This is a genomic window from Streptosporangium sp. NPDC048047 (assembly GCF_040653115.1).
In the GTDB taxonomy this organism is placed as follows: Bacteria; Actinomycetota; Actinomycetes; order Streptosporangiales; family Streptosporangiaceae; genus Streptosporangium.
Genome location: NZ_JBEZNH010000045.1, coordinates 15,013 through 28,661, shown reverse-complemented (window position 1 = coordinate 28,661; position 13,649 = coordinate 15,013). Strand labels below are relative to the sequence as shown.

Here is a 13,649-nt window from a genome sequence, read left to right as displayed (position 1 = left end):
ATAATCGCATGATACAGACGTGATACACCTGCTCAGTAGTTTCATTCACGGAAGATCCAGATAAGTCGATCCGGTGATTGCCGAATTCCTGGAGACCGTGATGCTGTTTGCGCAGGGAGCCGTGGCGCTGGTGACCGGCGGGTCGCGTGGAATCGGCCGGGCCGTCGCACTCGACCTGGCCCGTGAGGGTGCCACGGTCATCGTCAACTACGCCCGCTCCGAGAGCGACGCCAAGGATGTCGTCGCGCGGATCGAGGACGAGGGCGGCCGCGCGACGGCGGTCCAGGCCGACGTCACGGACGAGGAGGCCGTACGGGCCATGTTCCGCGGTGTGCGGGCCGACCACGGGCGCCTGGACGTGCTGGTGACCAGCGCCGGCATCACCTCCGACCGCTACCTGGTGGCGATGGGGCTGGAGCAGTTCCGCGCGCCGATCGAGACCAACCTCATCGGCACGTTCCTGAGCTGCAGGGAGGCGCTGCGGCTGATGCAGCACCAGCGCAGCGGCTCCATCGTGACGCTGTCGTCCTCCAGCGGGCTCGACGGGGGCTTCCCCGGCCAGACCAACTACGTGGCCTCCAAGGGCGCGATCGTCGCGTTCACCCACGCGCTGTCGAACGAGGCCGCCCCCCACGGGGTGCGGGCCAACGTCGTGTGCCCCGGGTTCGTGGCCACAGACATGACGCGCAAGGTCCCCGCGGACCTCAAGAAGCAGTACGAGTCCCGTATCCGCCTGGGCCGCATGGGCCGTCCCGAAGAGATCGCGTCCATCGTGAGCTTCCTGGCCTCGGCCAAGGCGTCGTACATGTCCGGATCCGTGGTGGTCGCGCATGGCGGCGGCCTCGGCTGAGCGAGACAAGGAAGGACCCCATGACCATCGACGAACTGCGCGCCAGGGCCGCGGAACGGCAGCAGACGTGCTCCCAGATCAAGAAGATGATCGTCTCCCGGCTCGACCTGGAGATCGACCCTGACTGGATCACCGACGACCAGCCGCTGTTCGGCCGCGGGCTCGAACTGGACAGCCTCGACGTGCTCGAACTGTACGTGGCGATCGAGGCCGAGTTCGGCGTGGCGCTCTATGACAGCGACATGGCGGGATTCGGTTCGGTGTCGCGGCTGGCCGAAGAGGTCAACCCGGCGCTGCGGGCGGTCTCCGCATGACGACCGCGGAGACGGCCCCGGTCACGGAACTCCCGGTCGCGGAGCTTCCGTCCGTGGAGCTCCCGGCCGCGGAGCCGGGCAGGGCGCCCGCCGCCGTCCGGCTCTCCCACGACCAGGTACGGCAGCTGCTGCCCCACCGGTGGCCGATGCTGCTGCTGGACCGGGTCGGCTCCGTGGTGCCCGGGGTCAAGGGCACGGCCACCAAGAACGTGGCGGGGACCGAGCTGTGGTTCCAGGGGCACTTCCCGAACGAGGCGGTGCTTCCCGGCGTCGTGATCGTCGAGGCCATGGCCCAGCTCAGCGGGGTGGTCTTCGCCCTGGCGGGGGCCAGCGAGATCAGCTACCTGGCCGGGGTCAGGTCGATGCGGTTCCGCCGCCCGATCGTCCCCGGAGACCAGGTCGTCCTGACCGCCGAACGGACCGCGGGCACCGGCGGGTTCGCCGAGTTCCGCGTGTCGGCGCGGGTGGACGGCCAGGTCGCCGCCGAAGGAAACCTCACGATCGCCGATCCGGCGTCGCAACGTACCGCGCGAAAGGTGTGATCATGGCAAGCGTCCTCGCGACCGAGCATCCGGAGGACACCGCGTACGGCGAGGTGGGCGATGCCACCGTGCCGCTGCGTTTCTCGTCACTCGCGGAGGAGTACCGGGTGCTCAGAGACCGTGCCGTGGTCCTGGACCTCGGAGGGCACGGCCTCATCGAGATCACCGGATCCGGCGGTGTGGACTTCGCGCAGCGCGTGCTGGCCCGCGACGTGGAGTACCTCACCTCCGATCGCTGCATGATGAGCCTCGTCCTGGACGAGGCCGGGCAGGTCGTGGACCAGGTCCTCGCCTTCGGGCGGGAGGACGGGATGCTGCTGGAGAGCTCCTGCGGCGCCGGCGGCCGTCTTCTCGAGCACCTGCTGGCCCGGGTGGAGGAGGACGACGACGTCCGGATCACCGACCGCTCCGGGGACCTGACCGTCATCGGACTGGAGGGTCCGTACGCGTGGGGCGTGGTCGGGCGGCTGATCGACGCCGAGCTGGCGTCGTTGCCGTTCGAGTCGGTGGTGGACACCGCCTGGGACGACGTGGAGATCGTCTTCGCCCGTACCGGCCTCACCGGCGAGTACGGCTACCAGATGATCGTCCCCATCGAGTCCGCCGCCGCCCTGTGGCGCAGGTCGCTGGAGCACGCGCAGGCGGCGGGGCTGGAGGCGCTGGAGCTCGCGATGCTGGAGGTGCGCCAGCCCGTGCCCCGCCACGAGGTCACCCCCGGCGCGTCCGTCATCGAGATCGGCGCCAACTGGCTCGTGGACATCACCAAGGACGGCTTCGTCGGCAAGGACGCGGTGGTCGAGGCGTTCGAGGCCGGCGGCGGGCGGCGCACGGTCGGCTTCACCGGCTGCTCCGGCGTCCCCACCCCGGGCACCCGCGTGCAGGCCGGCGGCGAGGACATCGGCGAGGTCGTGTACGCCGTGCACAGCGTCGGCCTCGACGCCACCCTCGGCCTGGCCCGCGTGTCGGGGGACCTCGCCGCGGCGGGCCTCGAACTCAGCGTCGGCGGGCTGCCCGTGACCACGCTGACCAGTCCCTACATCGTGCCCAAGAGCTGGAGCATTCCGATCATCTGACCGGCCGGTGCCGAGTTCCGGTGCCGAGTTAAGGAGGGCAAGCATGGCGCTGCGGCCCGTCGTGGTCACCGGCCTGGGCATCATCTGCGCGGCCGGTCGCGACCCCGCCGAGTTCTGGCGGCGGCTCACCGCCGGCCAGGGTGGTCTCACCCCCATCGAGGACGAGGCGTTCGCCGTCTTCACGGCCCGGTACGCGGGCCAGGTGCCGGACGCGTGGATCGACGAACGGCTTCCGGACGACGACCGCGACGACGACCGGACCGCCAGGCTCGCGCTCGTCGCCGCCCGTCAGGCGCTCGAACAGGCCGGCCTCGCCGGCCCGCCGGGGACGGGAACGGCCGGCCGGCCCGCGGCCGGCCGGTTCGGGATCATCCTCGGGAAATGCCAGGCGACGCCCGACGCGGCGGGGCGCTACCAGCCCATGCACCGCACGGGCGACGTGGTGGCCGACCGGCTGGGGCTGCTCGGCCCGCGCGTCCTGGTCTCCACCGCCTGCGCGGCCGGAGGCAACGCGGTCGGCCTGGCCAGGGACAAGATCCTCACCGGCGAGGCGGACGCCGTGCTGGCCGGCGGCGTCGACCCGCTGCTGTTCGGCACGTACGCGGGCTTCGCGGGACTGCAGGCGCTGAGCACCGGCCCCTGCCGCCCGTACAGCAGCTCCGACGGTCTCAACCTGGGCGAGGGCGCGGCGTTCCTGCTGCTGGAACCGCTGGACCTGGCGCTGGCCAGGGGCGCGACCCCGCTGGCCGAGGTGGCCGGGTACGGCCTGTCCGCCGACGCCTACCACGCCACCGCCCCCGACCCCACCGGCCGCGGCGGGGCCAGCGCGGTGCGGCGGGCCCTGGCCGACGCCGGCCTCACCCCCGCCGACGTCCACTACGTCAGCGGCCACGGCACCGGCACCCCCGCCAACGACGCCATGGAGGCCAAGGTCATGCGCCTGGTCTTCGGCGAACGTGCCGGGCAGGTTCCCACCAGCAGCATCAAGTCGTTCGTCGGCCACACCCTGGGCGCGGCCGGCGCGGTGGAGGCGGTGGCCGGCGTGCTGGCGCTCCAGCACGGCGCCGCCCCGCCCACGATCGGCTTCGAGGACGAACCGGCCGCGAGCGACCTGGACTTCGTGCCCAATACGGCGCGGCCGATGACGATCGACACCGTCGTCTCCAACAACTACGCCTTCGGCGGCAACAACGTCTCCCTCGTGCTGACACGGCCCCGTGACCCGCGCCCGTACGACGCGCTGCCGCGCCGTACCGCCGTGATCACCGGCCTCGGGCCGGTGACCGGGGCCGGCGCCGGGATCGCCGAGGTCGCCGAGGCGGTCGCCGCCGGGCGTCAGGAGCCCGGAAGGCCGCCGTCGCTGGACGGGCGCACGTACGCGCCGCGCTCGCTGTGGCGGCACATGAACCACCTGTCGCGCATGGCCATCGCCGCCTCCCGCCTGGCCTGGGAGGACGCCGGGCTGAAACTGCCCAGGAAGGCGCTGGACGACGTGGGACTGGTGTTCGCCACCGCCGCCGGGTCGGCGGAGAGCACCGGCGGATTCGACGAGAGCATCGCGCTCAACCCGAACAAGCCGGCCGTGCTCAGCTTCTCCAACGTCGTGCTGAACGCCACGGGAGGCGCGGTCTGCCAGACGCTCGGGCTGCGCGGGCCGACCACCACGATCTGCAACGGCGGCGCGTCGGCCTCGATCGCCCTGGACTGCGCGCTGGAGATGATCCGGGCGGGCAAGGCCGAGGTGGTCCTGATCGTCGCCGCCGACGAGACGACCGCGTCCGCGCCGCCGGAGGATCCGCCGGTCCCGTACGGCGAGGGCTCACCCGCGCCCGTGCCGGGGTCGGCGGCCGTGGCCTTCGTCGTCGAGTCGGCCGAGCACTGCGCGGGCCGCAGTGGCCGGGCGTACGCGACGGTGACCGCCACCGCCCACACCCCCGACACCGGCACCGACCCCGACCCCGACCCCGGCACCGGCACCGAGGCGGTCCTCCGGGCCCTGACGGCGCTCGGCACGCCGGAGCCGCCGGCGGGGGCGGGACCGGCGGAGCTGGTGATCGGCGCCGGGGCCGGGGCGCCCGAGGACGGCGCGGAGGCCGGCGCCGTGCTCGCCCGCCTGCCGGGCGCGCTGCTGACCGCCTCGGCCGGGCTGACCGGAGACTGCCAGGCGGCCACCGGCGCCATGAACATCGTCCTGGCCGCCCTGGCCCTGCGCGACCAGGTCGCCCCCGCGCTGACCGGGCTCACCGCGCCCCGCGCCGGTGATCTCGCCTCGTACGTGACCAAGCCGGACCTCCCCGGCCCCGTGCGCCGCGCGGTGGCGCTCACCGCGGCCCCCGGCTCGGTGCGCGGCGCGACACTGCTGGAGGCCCTGTGAGCGCGCCCCCCTTCGACGTGGCCGAGACCGACCGGCTGCTGACCACCACCCGGTCCGTGCGCCGCCGCCTCGACCTGGAGCGGCCCGTCCCCCGCGAGGTCGTCGAGGAGTGCCTGGAGGTCGCCGTCCAGGCGCCCACCGCCAACAACCACCAGAACTGGCGGTGGCTGGTCGTCACCGAGCCCGCGGTCAAGGCGCGGCTGGCCGAGATGATCCGCTCGTCGTGGCAGTTCCACCTCAACGACATCTGGGTCAGGGCCGGACGCCGCCGCAACGACCGGCAGGCCCGCCGCAACCACGACTCCGCCCAGGCGCTCACCGAGACGATCGCCCGGGTTCCCGCGCTGGTCATCCCGTGCGTGCTGGGCCGCCCGCCGGACGTCGCGGCCATCAACGCCGCCTGGCGCGAGCGCATGGCGGACAAGGTCTCCGAGGACCCCGGCCACGAGGTCCAGCACGGCGAGACCCGGGCCAGCATCTTCTACGGCTCGATCTTCCCGGCCGTCTGGTCCTTCCAGCTCGCCCTGCGCAGCCGGGGCCTCGGCAGCACCATCACCTGCCTGCACGTCCCCCACGAACGCGCCGTGGGACGACTGCTCGGCATCCCCTCCGGGGTCACGCAGGTGTGCATGATCCCGGTCGCCTACACGGTCGGCACCGACTTCCGTCCCGCCGACCGCCACAGCGCCAAGGAGCGCACCTACTGGGAGAGGTGGGGGACGTGACCCGACGACCCGAGGACCCCGACGTCGTGATCGTCGGCGGCGGCATCTCCGGCGCGTCGGCGGCCTGCAGGCTGGCCGCCGGCGGGCTGTCGGTGGTGCTGCTGGAGAAGCAGGACGCCTACCACGACCTCGTACGCGGCGAGTGGCTGGCGCCGTGGGGGATCAGGGAGGCCCAGCGGCTGGGCGTGTACGACTGCTTCTCCGCCGGCGGCGGCTGGGAGATCCGCGAGTGGATGACCTGGGACGAGGCCGTCACCGAGGACGAGGTCGAGGCCGTGGACATGACCCGGTTCATCCCGGGCATCGGCGGGCCGCTGTCCTTCCCCCACCACAGCGTCTGCGAGCTCATGGCCGAGCAGGCCGTGTCCTCCGGAGCGCGCCTCGTCATGGACGCCTCCAGGATCGGCGTCACCGCCGGGCCGCGGCCGGCGGTGACGTACCGGACGCCCGAGGGCGACCACGAGCTGCGGCCCCGCATGGTGCTCGGCGCGACGGGGCGCGGCAACACCGTCGGACGCCAGGTCGGCGCCACCATGCGCAACTCCATGCACCACTGGGGCGGCGGCATGATGGTCGAGGGCCTGGACTCCTGGCCGGCGGACGTGCAGGCCATGGGCACCGAGGGCGACGTGATGTTCATGGTCTTCCCCCAGGGGTACGGCCGTGCCCGCCTCTACCTGAACTTCCCCGTCGCCAACAAGCACCGCTACCGGGGGCCGGGCGGCGTGGAGCGGTTCCTGGCCGCGTTCGAGCTCGACTGCCTGCCCGACCGGGGCAAGGCGGTCGCCGAGGCGGTGCCGGCCGGGCCGCTGTCGGTGTGGCCGTCGGTGTCCAGCTTCCCCGAGAGGTCGCCCGTGTTCGAGGGCGTGATCCTGATCGGCGACGAGGCGGGCAACGCCGACACCGTGCTCGGCACCGGCCTGTCCTGCGCGATGCGCGACTCCCGCACGGTCTGCGACATCCTGCTGGCCTCCGGCGACTGGTCGCCCGAGGCGTTCGCCCCGTACGTGGAGGAGCGGAACTCCCGCCTGGAGCGGCTCCACTTCGGAGCCTCCATCATCAGCAGGCTGCACGTCGAGTTCGGGCCGGCGGCCGTCGAGCGGCGGCGGCGGGTGCGCAGGCTCATGGCGAAGAACTTCGCCGCGCAGGTGACCGGGCTGCTCAACATGGTCGCCCCGGAGGACGTACCGGAGTTCGGCTTCAGCGAGTTCTTCGCTGAACGGCTGTTCAGGGAGACGGCATGACGGAGAAGAAGTTCGTCCGCGTCAACGACGTGGACCTGGCCTACGTGGACGAGGGCGAGGGTGACGCCGTCATCCTGCTGCACGGCTTCCCCGACTCCTCCTACCTGTGGCGGCACCAGATCCCCGCCCTGGTCGAGGGCGGCTTCCGGGTCATCGCGCCCGACCTGCGCGGCTTCGGCGACTCCGGCAAGCCGCAGGAGGTCGAGGCGTACGGCATGCAGACCATCGTCAACGACGTCGTGGCCCTCACCATGAAACTCGGCGTCAAGCGGCCCCACCTGGTGGGCCACGACTGGGGCGCGGCCATCGCCTGGATGTACGCCTTCCTCATGCCCCGCCGCGTCGACCACCTGGCGGTGCTCTCGGTCGGGCACCCCGGGGTCTTCGCCACCCCGTCGCTGGAGCAGCGCGCGGCCTCCTGGTACATGCTCTTCTACCAGTTCCCCGGCGTGAGCGAGGAGCTGCTGCGGCGCAACGGGTGGCGGCTGTTCAAGGAGATCATGGGCCGGGACGGCGACTACGACCGCTACCTGCGCGACCTGGCCAGGCCCGGCGCGCTGACCGCGGGGCTCAACTGGTACCGCGCCAACCGCTCGCCGGCCGCCGAACTGCGTCCGGCCCGCCCCTTCCCGCCCGTGCTCGCGCCGACGCTCGGCGTCTGGGGCGCCGGGGACAAGGCGCTGCTGGAGGAGGGCATGTCCGCCTCCGGCAAGTTCGTCAAGGGCCCCTGGCGGTACGAGCGCGTCGAGGACGCCGGCCACTGGCTGCCCCTCGACGCCCCCGACGAGGTCAGCAAGCTGCTGCTCGGCTTCCTCGGCACGGAACAACCCGCGCACGAGGAACGGCGTCCGCGCCGTCGCCTCTAGCCGCCCCGGAAAGGTGTGCATCGCATGCTCGGCTATCTCTTCCCCGGCCAGGGGACCGTCCGCGTCGGGATGGGCGCGTGGCTGCGCCGCCGTCCCGCCGCCCGGGAGCGGCTGGACCGGTTCGACGCGCTGCTGACGCGGCCGATCTCCCCGCTGTGCGCCCGCGGGCCCGAGGAGCGGCTGGTCGCCACCGAACACGCCCAGGTGGCGGTGACGGCCTGCAACCTGGCCGCGCTGGCCGTCCTCACGGAGGAGGGGTACGAGCCCGCCGTCGTGGCCGGGCACAGCGTGGGCGAGCTGAGCGCCCTGCACGCGGCCGGGGTGCTGACCTTCGACGACACGGTGCGGCTGGTCGCGATCCGCGCGCGGCTCATGGCCGGCGTCGGGCGGACCGGCGGCATGCGGGCCGTGATGGGACTTCCCGTCGAGGAGGTGGAAGACCTGGCCGCGTCCGCGTCCGAGCCGGGGGAGCCGGTCGTGGTGGGGCTGGAGAACGCGCCCGGGCACGTGGTGGTCTCGGGGACGCTGCCCGCGCTCGACCGGCTGGCCGCGCTCGCCGTCACCGCCACCAAGATCATGACCCTGCGGGTGGGGAACGCCTTCCACTCGCCGCTGATGGCGGAGGCCGTGCCGGAGTGGGCCGAGGCCGTACGGAGGGCACCGATGCGCGAGCCGCGCGTCCCCGTCGTGCCGAACGTCACCGGCGAGCCGGCCACCGACCTCGGGACGCTGCGGGAGGCCCTGATCGAACAGCTCACCGGCCGTGTCCTGTGGACGCGTACGGTCGCCGCGGTCGAGGCCGTCGCGCCCGGCGTGGAGGTGGGCGACAGCAAGGTGCTCGCCGGCCTGTCCCGGCGCGCGGGAGCCCGGTGCCTGAGCATGGCCGACCCGGCCACCCTCCGCCGCCTCGCCAAGACGGTGGCGGCGTGAACGGGCGGAGCGGCGGCGTGACGCCGAACCGCTGGGGGAGCGCCGTGGTCGGGTACGAGGGGTTCACGCGGCCTCACGAACTGGTCGGCGCGATGCCCCTGGAAGAGGTCTTCACGCCCGCCGAACGGGTCAGGTCCGCCGACGGGCGCACCCTCCAGCACTGGGCGGGACGGCTCGCGGCCAAGCACGCGGTGCTGCGCCTGCTCGGCATGCGGCCCACGGCCGAGCGCCTGGGCCAGGTGGAGGTGCTGCCCGTGCCCACCCCGGCCTGCCGCGGCGACGCCGCCTGCCGCGACATGCATCCCCCGTCCGTCCGCCTCACCGGCCGGCTGGCCGGGCTCGACGGTCCCGGAACCCGCATCCGCGTCTCCCTCAGCCACACCTCGCGCCGCGCCCTCGCCGTCGCCCTCCGCACCCCCCGCCTCCCCGAGGACGAGGAGGACCGGTGACGGACGCCAGGAAGACCGCGGAGGAGCACCTGCGGGCGTGGTGCGACGGCGACCCCGAGGCCGTCGCCGCCGCGGTCGCCTCCTACGCCGACCCCGACTCCGGCGGGACGCTGGCCGGCCCGGCGCTGGCCGCGCACGCCGCCGCCGTGCTGGCGCGCTTCCGCAACCTCCGCTTCGAGACCGGGCGGGTGGCCGGGGACGCCGACGCGGCCGTCGTCTCCTGGACGCTCACGGCCGACCACCGCGACGCCTACCTCGGCATCCCCGCCACGGGCGGCGCCGTCACCGTCACCGGCACCGACCTGGTGACCGTCGACGCGGACGGCGCGCACGTGCGGCGCGACTTCGACCGGCTGGCGCTGGCCGCGGGGCTCGGCTACGGCGCGCGGTTCGTGCCCGAGTCCGACGGGACGCGCGAGTTCGGCGTGAGCGCCCGCGCCGCCACCGGCCGCACCGAACGCCCCGGCGCGCTCGTCCTCACCTGGCTGGAGGTACGCGACGACGCCGAGGCGGCCGACGTGGACCTGCTCAGCGTGGAGATCGTCAAGTCCCTGCGCGCGGCCCGCGGCTTCCTCGGCGTGACCACGTTCGACATCGGCGACCGCAAGTACACGCTGAGCGCCTTCGACCGGCCCGAGTCCGTGCGCGCCGTCCACGCCCGGCCCCACCAGCGCGCCGTGCGCCGCTTCTTCAAGAGCGGCCTGTGCACCCGCGTCCACACCAGCGTGTGGCGGCCGATCCACGCCCGCGACTACGCCCGCTGCCCCGGCTGCGCGGCGGTCGTCGTGACCGGCGCGGACGCGGCCTGCCCGTGCGGCTGGACCCCCGGCGACGCCCCGACCCTGTGAGACCCGCCGAGCGATCGGAGACCCCGATGTTGGAATTCACCGCCGAGCACCGGCCCGGTGACCGCCGGCCGGCCGTGGTGTTCATGTCAGCGCTGTTCGCCGGCGGCTGGATCTGGGACCACCCCTTCCGGCGGCTGTCCGAGGACGGGTGGCCGGTGCTGCGCACGAACGAGGCCATCTGCGCCCTCGACCGCCAGGTGGCCGGGTCGATCGAACGGCTCGGCGACGCGCTGCTGCGGGCCTGCGACGACGCGGGCGTCGAGGACGCCGTGGTGTGCGCCAACTCGCTCGGCGGGCTGGTGGCCATCGACCTGGCGGGACGCCGTCCCGACCGGGTGCGGGGGATCGTCGTGAGCGGCGCCCCCGGCCTCACCCCCGACCCCGACGTGGGACTGAGCTTCGACCGGCGCGCCAGCGTGCGGCCCTTCGGGGACGACTTCGGCGAGCGCATGGTGGCCGCCCTCTTCCACAGCGGGCGCAGCCACTTCGCCCCCGAGCGCATGGCCGAGGCGGGCGCCCTGCTGGAGCGGCCGGAGGCCATGGTGAGCATGGCCCGCAGCCTCAAGGCCACCCGCCGGTACCAGGTGAGACCCGCGCTGGACCGCGTCCGCTGCCCCTCCCTGTACGTCTGGGGCCGCCACGACCGCATGACCCCCGTCGCCCCCTGGCTGGACGTGCTGGCCGGCCGCCCGGACGCGGAGATCCTGGTCGTCGAGGACAGCGGCCACATCCCCATGGTCGAGTGCGCCGAGGGATACACCGCGGCCCTGGAACGCTTCGTCACCCGCCGCGCCGGAGCCCTCACATGACCCCCCGGGCCCTCCCGGTCGCCGGCGGGGACGCGCTCGCAGTCTTCCTCTCCCCGCCCGCCGTCGCGCCGCCCGCTCCCCGGTCACGTGCCGCCCGCCCGCCCGCGGGCCGGCCGGACGCGCCCGCCCTGCTGATGGGGGTGGACATCGTGGAGTGCGACCGGCTGGCACGGGCGATGGCGCGCGGCGGCGAGGTGTTCGCCCGGCACGTCAGCACGCCGGACGAGCTGACGCTGGGGCCGGGGGTGGCGGCGTTCTCCGTCAAGGAGAGCCTGATCAAGGCGGTCGGCGTCCGCCCGGCCGGATTCAGCTGGCACGACTTCGAGGCGCTGCCCGATCGGCCGCCCGCCTGGGCCGCGGCCCTCCTGGACGAGGCGGCGGCGGAACTGGCCGACGCCACGGGGGTGTCCCTGACCGGCGGCGCCGCCTACGCCGTGCGCGGCGCCAGCGCCAGGGCCGCCGCCGTCCGCCTCGGGCCCGGCGTGCCCGTGGGAGCCGCCCGGTGGGGGGAGAGCCAGGGGTTGTTCGCGGCGCTGGCGATCGTCTACGCCCGGACCGTCCACGCCCAGGAGGAAGGGATGCCGTCATGAGGAGAACCGTCCAGCCGGGAGAGCCGATCCAGCGGGCGCTGGACGAGGCCGGTCCCGGCGCGCACGTCACCCTGGCGGAGGGCGTCTTCGCCGGGAGCGTCTGGATCCGGCACCCCGGCGTGACCCTCACCGGGGCGGGCGCGGGCGCGACGATCCTGGAGCCCGGCGAGGTCACGCCGTCCGGGGCGCCGCCCCTGCACGACGCCGCCGGGGACGTGGTCAACGGCGTCACCGTGTACGGCGAGAACCTCTCGGACGTGCGGGTCGAGGGGCTGACGGTGCGCGGCTTCTCCGGCGCGGGGGTCTACGCGCACTCCGTCGCCGGCGTCACGGTGCGTCGCGTCGAGGTCGTGGACAACGACGTCTGGGGTGTCTACCTGCGGGAGTCCACCGGCTGCCGGATCATGGACTGCCAGGCCCGCGGCAGCCGGTACGGCGGCGCCGCCCTCAGCTTCTGCCCCCTGTCCGACCACCTGGTGGCCGGCAACGAGTCCTGCGCCAACGCCTTCGGCGTCTTCGTCGACAACTCCTCCGGCGTCAGGGTGCTGCGCAACGCCTGCCACGGCAACGCGGTCGGCATGCTCCTGCTCAACCAGGTCTACGAGGGCGAGCCGCCGGGCGGCGTCACCGACTGCCTGGTGGCGGGCAACGACCTGTACGGCAACGACCTGGCCTCCGGCGCCGGGCCGGACGGCCTGGGCGCGGCGGGCCCGCCGATGTCCGGCGTCGGCCTCGCGCTGATCGGCACGAGCCGGGTCAGCGTCGTGGACAACCACATCCACGACAACCACCCGGGCGGCGAGTCGGTCATGGGCGCGGCCTTCGTCATGGGCTCGTCCAAGGACTGGGGCGGTGACGACACCCTGGACACCCACGTGCTGTGGAACCGCGTGCACGGCAACACCCCGCTGGACTACCAGCTCGGCGTGGACCCGGACCGTCAGGTGTCCGCCGCCAACACCGCCGACAAGGGCGACCCGGCCGACGCGCGGGGCTGGGCGATATGACCGGGCCCACGCCGTCCACCCCGGCCATGCCGTCCACCCCGGCCACGCCGCCTGCGCCGTCCACATCGCCCGCGCCGTCCACTCCGGCCACGCCGCCCGCGCTGTCCTGCCACGGCCTGGGAAAACGCTACGGCGACGTCCACGCCGTCCGGGACGTCGGCTTCGACATCGCACCCGGCGAGGCGTACGGGCTGCTCGGCCCCAACGGCGCGGGCAAGACCACCACGATCTCCATGCTCGTCGGCCTGCTCCGTCCCGACACCGGTCACGTGCGCGTACGCGGCGTGGACCTGGCCGACGACCCCATGCGCGCCAAGGCCGGGATCGGGTACGTCCCGCAGGAGATCGCCCTCTACCCGGAGCTGACCGGCCGCGAGAACCTGCGCTTCTTCGGCCGGCTGTTCGGCCTGCCCCGCCGCGAGCTGGCCGGGCGCATCGACGAGGTGCTCGACCTGGTGGGGCTGACGGGCCGCGCCGACAGCAGGCTCAAGACGTACTCGGGGGGCATGAAGCGGCGCATCAACATCGGGGCCGCGCTGCTGCACCGGCCCGAGGTGCTGATCCTGGACGAGCCCACCGTGGGCGTGGACCCGCAGAGCCGCAAGGCGATCCTGGACGGCGTCGAACGCCTGGTCGGCGAGGGCATGTCGCTGCTGTACACCTCCCACTACATGGAGGAGGTCGAGCGGGTCTGCGACCGGGTGGCGATCATCGACCACGGCCGGATCATCGCCGAGGGCACCCGGCGCGAACTGATCGCACTGGTCGGCGGCGCCGACAAGGTGGAGTTGTCGCTGGAGGGTGACATGGAGACGGCACTGGCCAAGCTGCGCGCGGTCGAGGGCGTGATCGAGGCGGCCATGACCGGCGACACGTCGATCCGGCTGCTCGCCGAGGACGGGCGGCACCTGCTCCCCGCGCTCATCACCGCCGTGGACGGCTGCTCCACCGTGACGGCCGCCCAGGTCATCGAGCCCGACCTGGAGGCCACGTTCCTGCACCTGACCGGCTCCACCCTGCGGGACTGA

At 73.8% G+C, this 13,649-nt stretch carries 15 protein-coding genes; all 15 read left to right on the top strand.

The annotated features are described in order from the left end of the window. Positions 1-100: 100 nt before the first annotated feature. From fabG to AB0D67_RS29220, 15 genes are read left to right on the top strand one after another with little or no spacing between them, the layout of a single operon-like run. Positions 101-850 (top strand): 3-oxoacyl-ACP reductase FabG, encoded by a 750-nt coding sequence (gene fabG / locus AB0D67_RS29290; protein ID WP_362942954.1) that lies wholly within the window; start codon positions 101-103, stop codon positions 848-850. Positions 851-870: 20 nt separating this feature from the next. Further along, complete coding sequence (locus tag AB0D67_RS29285; protein ID WP_362942951.1) at positions 871-1,164, top strand: phosphopantetheine-binding protein; 294 nt, start codon at positions 871-873, stop codon at positions 1,162-1,164. Further along, entirely contained in the window at positions 1,161-1,706 is a 546-nt protein-coding gene (gene fabZ, locus AB0D67_RS29280) for a 3-hydroxyacyl-ACP dehydratase FabZ (RefSeq protein ID WP_362942948.1), read from the top strand. Before AB0D67_RS29285 ends, fabZ begins: the two co-directional genes overlap by 4 nt. A 2-nt stretch (positions 1,707-1,708) precedes the next feature. Beyond that, the gene (locus tag AB0D67_RS29275; RefSeq protein WP_362942945.1) at positions 1,709-2,779 is read left to right on the top strand and encodes an aminomethyl transferase family protein; all 1,071 of its coding nucleotides are present in this window, start codon (positions 1,709-1,711) and stop codon (positions 2,777-2,779) included. A gap of 43 nt (positions 2,780-2,822) precedes the next feature. Further along, positions 2,823-5,153 (top strand): beta-ketoacyl-[acyl-carrier-protein] synthase family protein, encoded by a 2,331-nt coding sequence (locus AB0D67_RS29270; protein ID WP_362942942.1) that lies wholly within the window; start codon positions 2,823-2,825, stop codon positions 5,151-5,153. Continuing rightward, positions 5,150-5,878: a nitroreductase family protein gene (locus AB0D67_RS29265; RefSeq protein ID WP_362942939.1), complete on the top strand. Its 729-nt coding sequence runs from the start codon at positions 5,150-5,152 to the stop codon at positions 5,876-5,878. Before AB0D67_RS29270 ends, AB0D67_RS29265 begins: the two co-directional genes overlap by 4 nt. After that, entirely contained in the window at positions 5,875-7,122 is a 1,248-nt protein-coding gene (locus tag AB0D67_RS29260; protein ID WP_362942936.1) for an FAD-dependent oxidoreductase, read from the top strand. The genes AB0D67_RS29265 and AB0D67_RS29260 overlap by 4 nt, the downstream gene beginning before the upstream one ends. Beyond that, positions 7,119-7,988 (top strand): alpha/beta fold hydrolase, encoded by an 870-nt coding sequence (locus AB0D67_RS29255; RefSeq protein ID WP_362942933.1) that lies wholly within the window; start codon positions 7,119-7,121, stop codon positions 7,986-7,988. The genes AB0D67_RS29260 and AB0D67_RS29255 overlap by 4 nt, the downstream gene beginning before the upstream one ends. A 24-nt stretch (positions 7,989-8,012) precedes the next feature. Beyond that, on the top strand, positions 8,013-8,918 hold the full coding sequence (locus AB0D67_RS29250) for an ACP S-malonyltransferase (protein WP_362942930.1): 906 nt from the start codon (positions 8,013-8,015) through the stop codon (positions 8,916-8,918). Then, positions 8,915-9,367, top strand: coding sequence for a phosphopantetheinyl transferase (locus tag AB0D67_RS29245; RefSeq protein ID WP_362942927.1), 453 nt, complete (start codon positions 8,915-8,917; stop codon positions 9,365-9,367). The genes AB0D67_RS29250 and AB0D67_RS29245 overlap by 4 nt, the downstream gene beginning before the upstream one ends. After that, on the top strand, positions 9,364-10,215 hold the full coding sequence (locus tag AB0D67_RS29240; RefSeq protein ID WP_362942924.1) for an ester cyclase: 852 nt from the start codon (positions 9,364-9,366) through the stop codon (positions 10,213-10,215). Before AB0D67_RS29245 ends, AB0D67_RS29240 begins: the two co-directional genes overlap by 4 nt. 26 nt (positions 10,216-10,241) lie before the next feature. Further along, positions 10,242-11,024, top strand: a complete 783-nt coding sequence (locus AB0D67_RS29235; protein ID WP_362942921.1) for an alpha/beta hydrolase — start codon at positions 10,242-10,244, stop codon at positions 11,022-11,024. Next, positions 11,021-11,614 (top strand): 4'-phosphopantetheinyl transferase superfamily protein, encoded by a 594-nt coding sequence (locus tag AB0D67_RS29230; protein WP_362942918.1) that lies wholly within the window; start codon positions 11,021-11,023, stop codon positions 11,612-11,614. Before AB0D67_RS29235 ends, AB0D67_RS29230 begins: the two co-directional genes overlap by 4 nt. Beyond that, positions 11,611-12,621, top strand: a complete 1,011-nt coding sequence (locus AB0D67_RS29225; RefSeq protein ID WP_362942915.1) for a right-handed parallel beta-helix repeat-containing protein — start codon at positions 11,611-11,613, stop codon at positions 12,619-12,621. The genes AB0D67_RS29230 and AB0D67_RS29225 overlap by 4 nt, the downstream gene beginning before the upstream one ends. Further along, the gene (locus AB0D67_RS29220; RefSeq protein WP_362942912.1) at positions 12,618-13,649 is read left to right on the top strand and encodes an ABC transporter ATP-binding protein; all 1,032 of its coding nucleotides are present in this window, start codon (positions 12,618-12,620) and stop codon (positions 13,647-13,649) included. The genes AB0D67_RS29225 and AB0D67_RS29220 overlap by 4 nt, the downstream gene beginning before the upstream one ends.

Excerpts from the sequence above, each read along its gene's own strand:
- fabG (WP_362942954.1), top strand. The coding sequence starts at position 101 with ATGCTGTTTGCGCAGGGAGCCGTGGCGCTGGTGACCGGCGGGTCGCGT.
- AB0D67_RS29285 (WP_362942951.1), top strand. The coding sequence starts at position 871 with ATGACCATCGACGAACTGCGCGCCAGGGCCGCGGAACGGCAGCAGACG.
- fabZ (WP_362942948.1), top strand. The coding sequence starts at position 1,161 with ATGACGACCGCGGAGACGGCCCCGGTCACGGAACTCCCGGTCGCGGAG.
- AB0D67_RS29275 (WP_362942945.1), top strand. The coding sequence starts at position 1,709 with ATGGCAAGCGTCCTCGCGACCGAGCATCCGGAGGACACCGCGTACGGC.
- AB0D67_RS29270 (WP_362942942.1), top strand. The coding sequence starts at position 2,823 with ATGGCGCTGCGGCCCGTCGTGGTCACCGGCCTGGGCATCATCTGCGCG.
- AB0D67_RS29255 (WP_362942933.1), top strand. The coding sequence starts at position 7,119 with ATGACGGAGAAGAAGTTCGTCCGCGTCAACGACGTGGACCTGGCCTAC.
- AB0D67_RS29250 (WP_362942930.1), top strand. The coding sequence starts at position 8,013 with ATGCTCGGCTATCTCTTCCCCGGCCAGGGGACCGTCCGCGTCGGGATG.
- AB0D67_RS29235 (WP_362942921.1), top strand. The coding sequence starts at position 10,242 with ATGTTGGAATTCACCGCCGAGCACCGGCCCGGTGACCGCCGGCCGGCC.
- AB0D67_RS29230 (WP_362942918.1), top strand. The coding sequence starts at position 11,021 with ATGACCCCCCGGGCCCTCCCGGTCGCCGGCGGGGACGCGCTCGCAGTC.
- AB0D67_RS29225 (WP_362942915.1), top strand. The coding sequence starts at position 11,611 with ATGAGGAGAACCGTCCAGCCGGGAGAGCCGATCCAGCGGGCGCTGGAC.
- AB0D67_RS29220 (WP_362942912.1), top strand. The coding sequence starts at position 12,618 with ATGACCGGGCCCACGCCGTCCACCCCGGCCATGCCGTCCACCCCGGCC.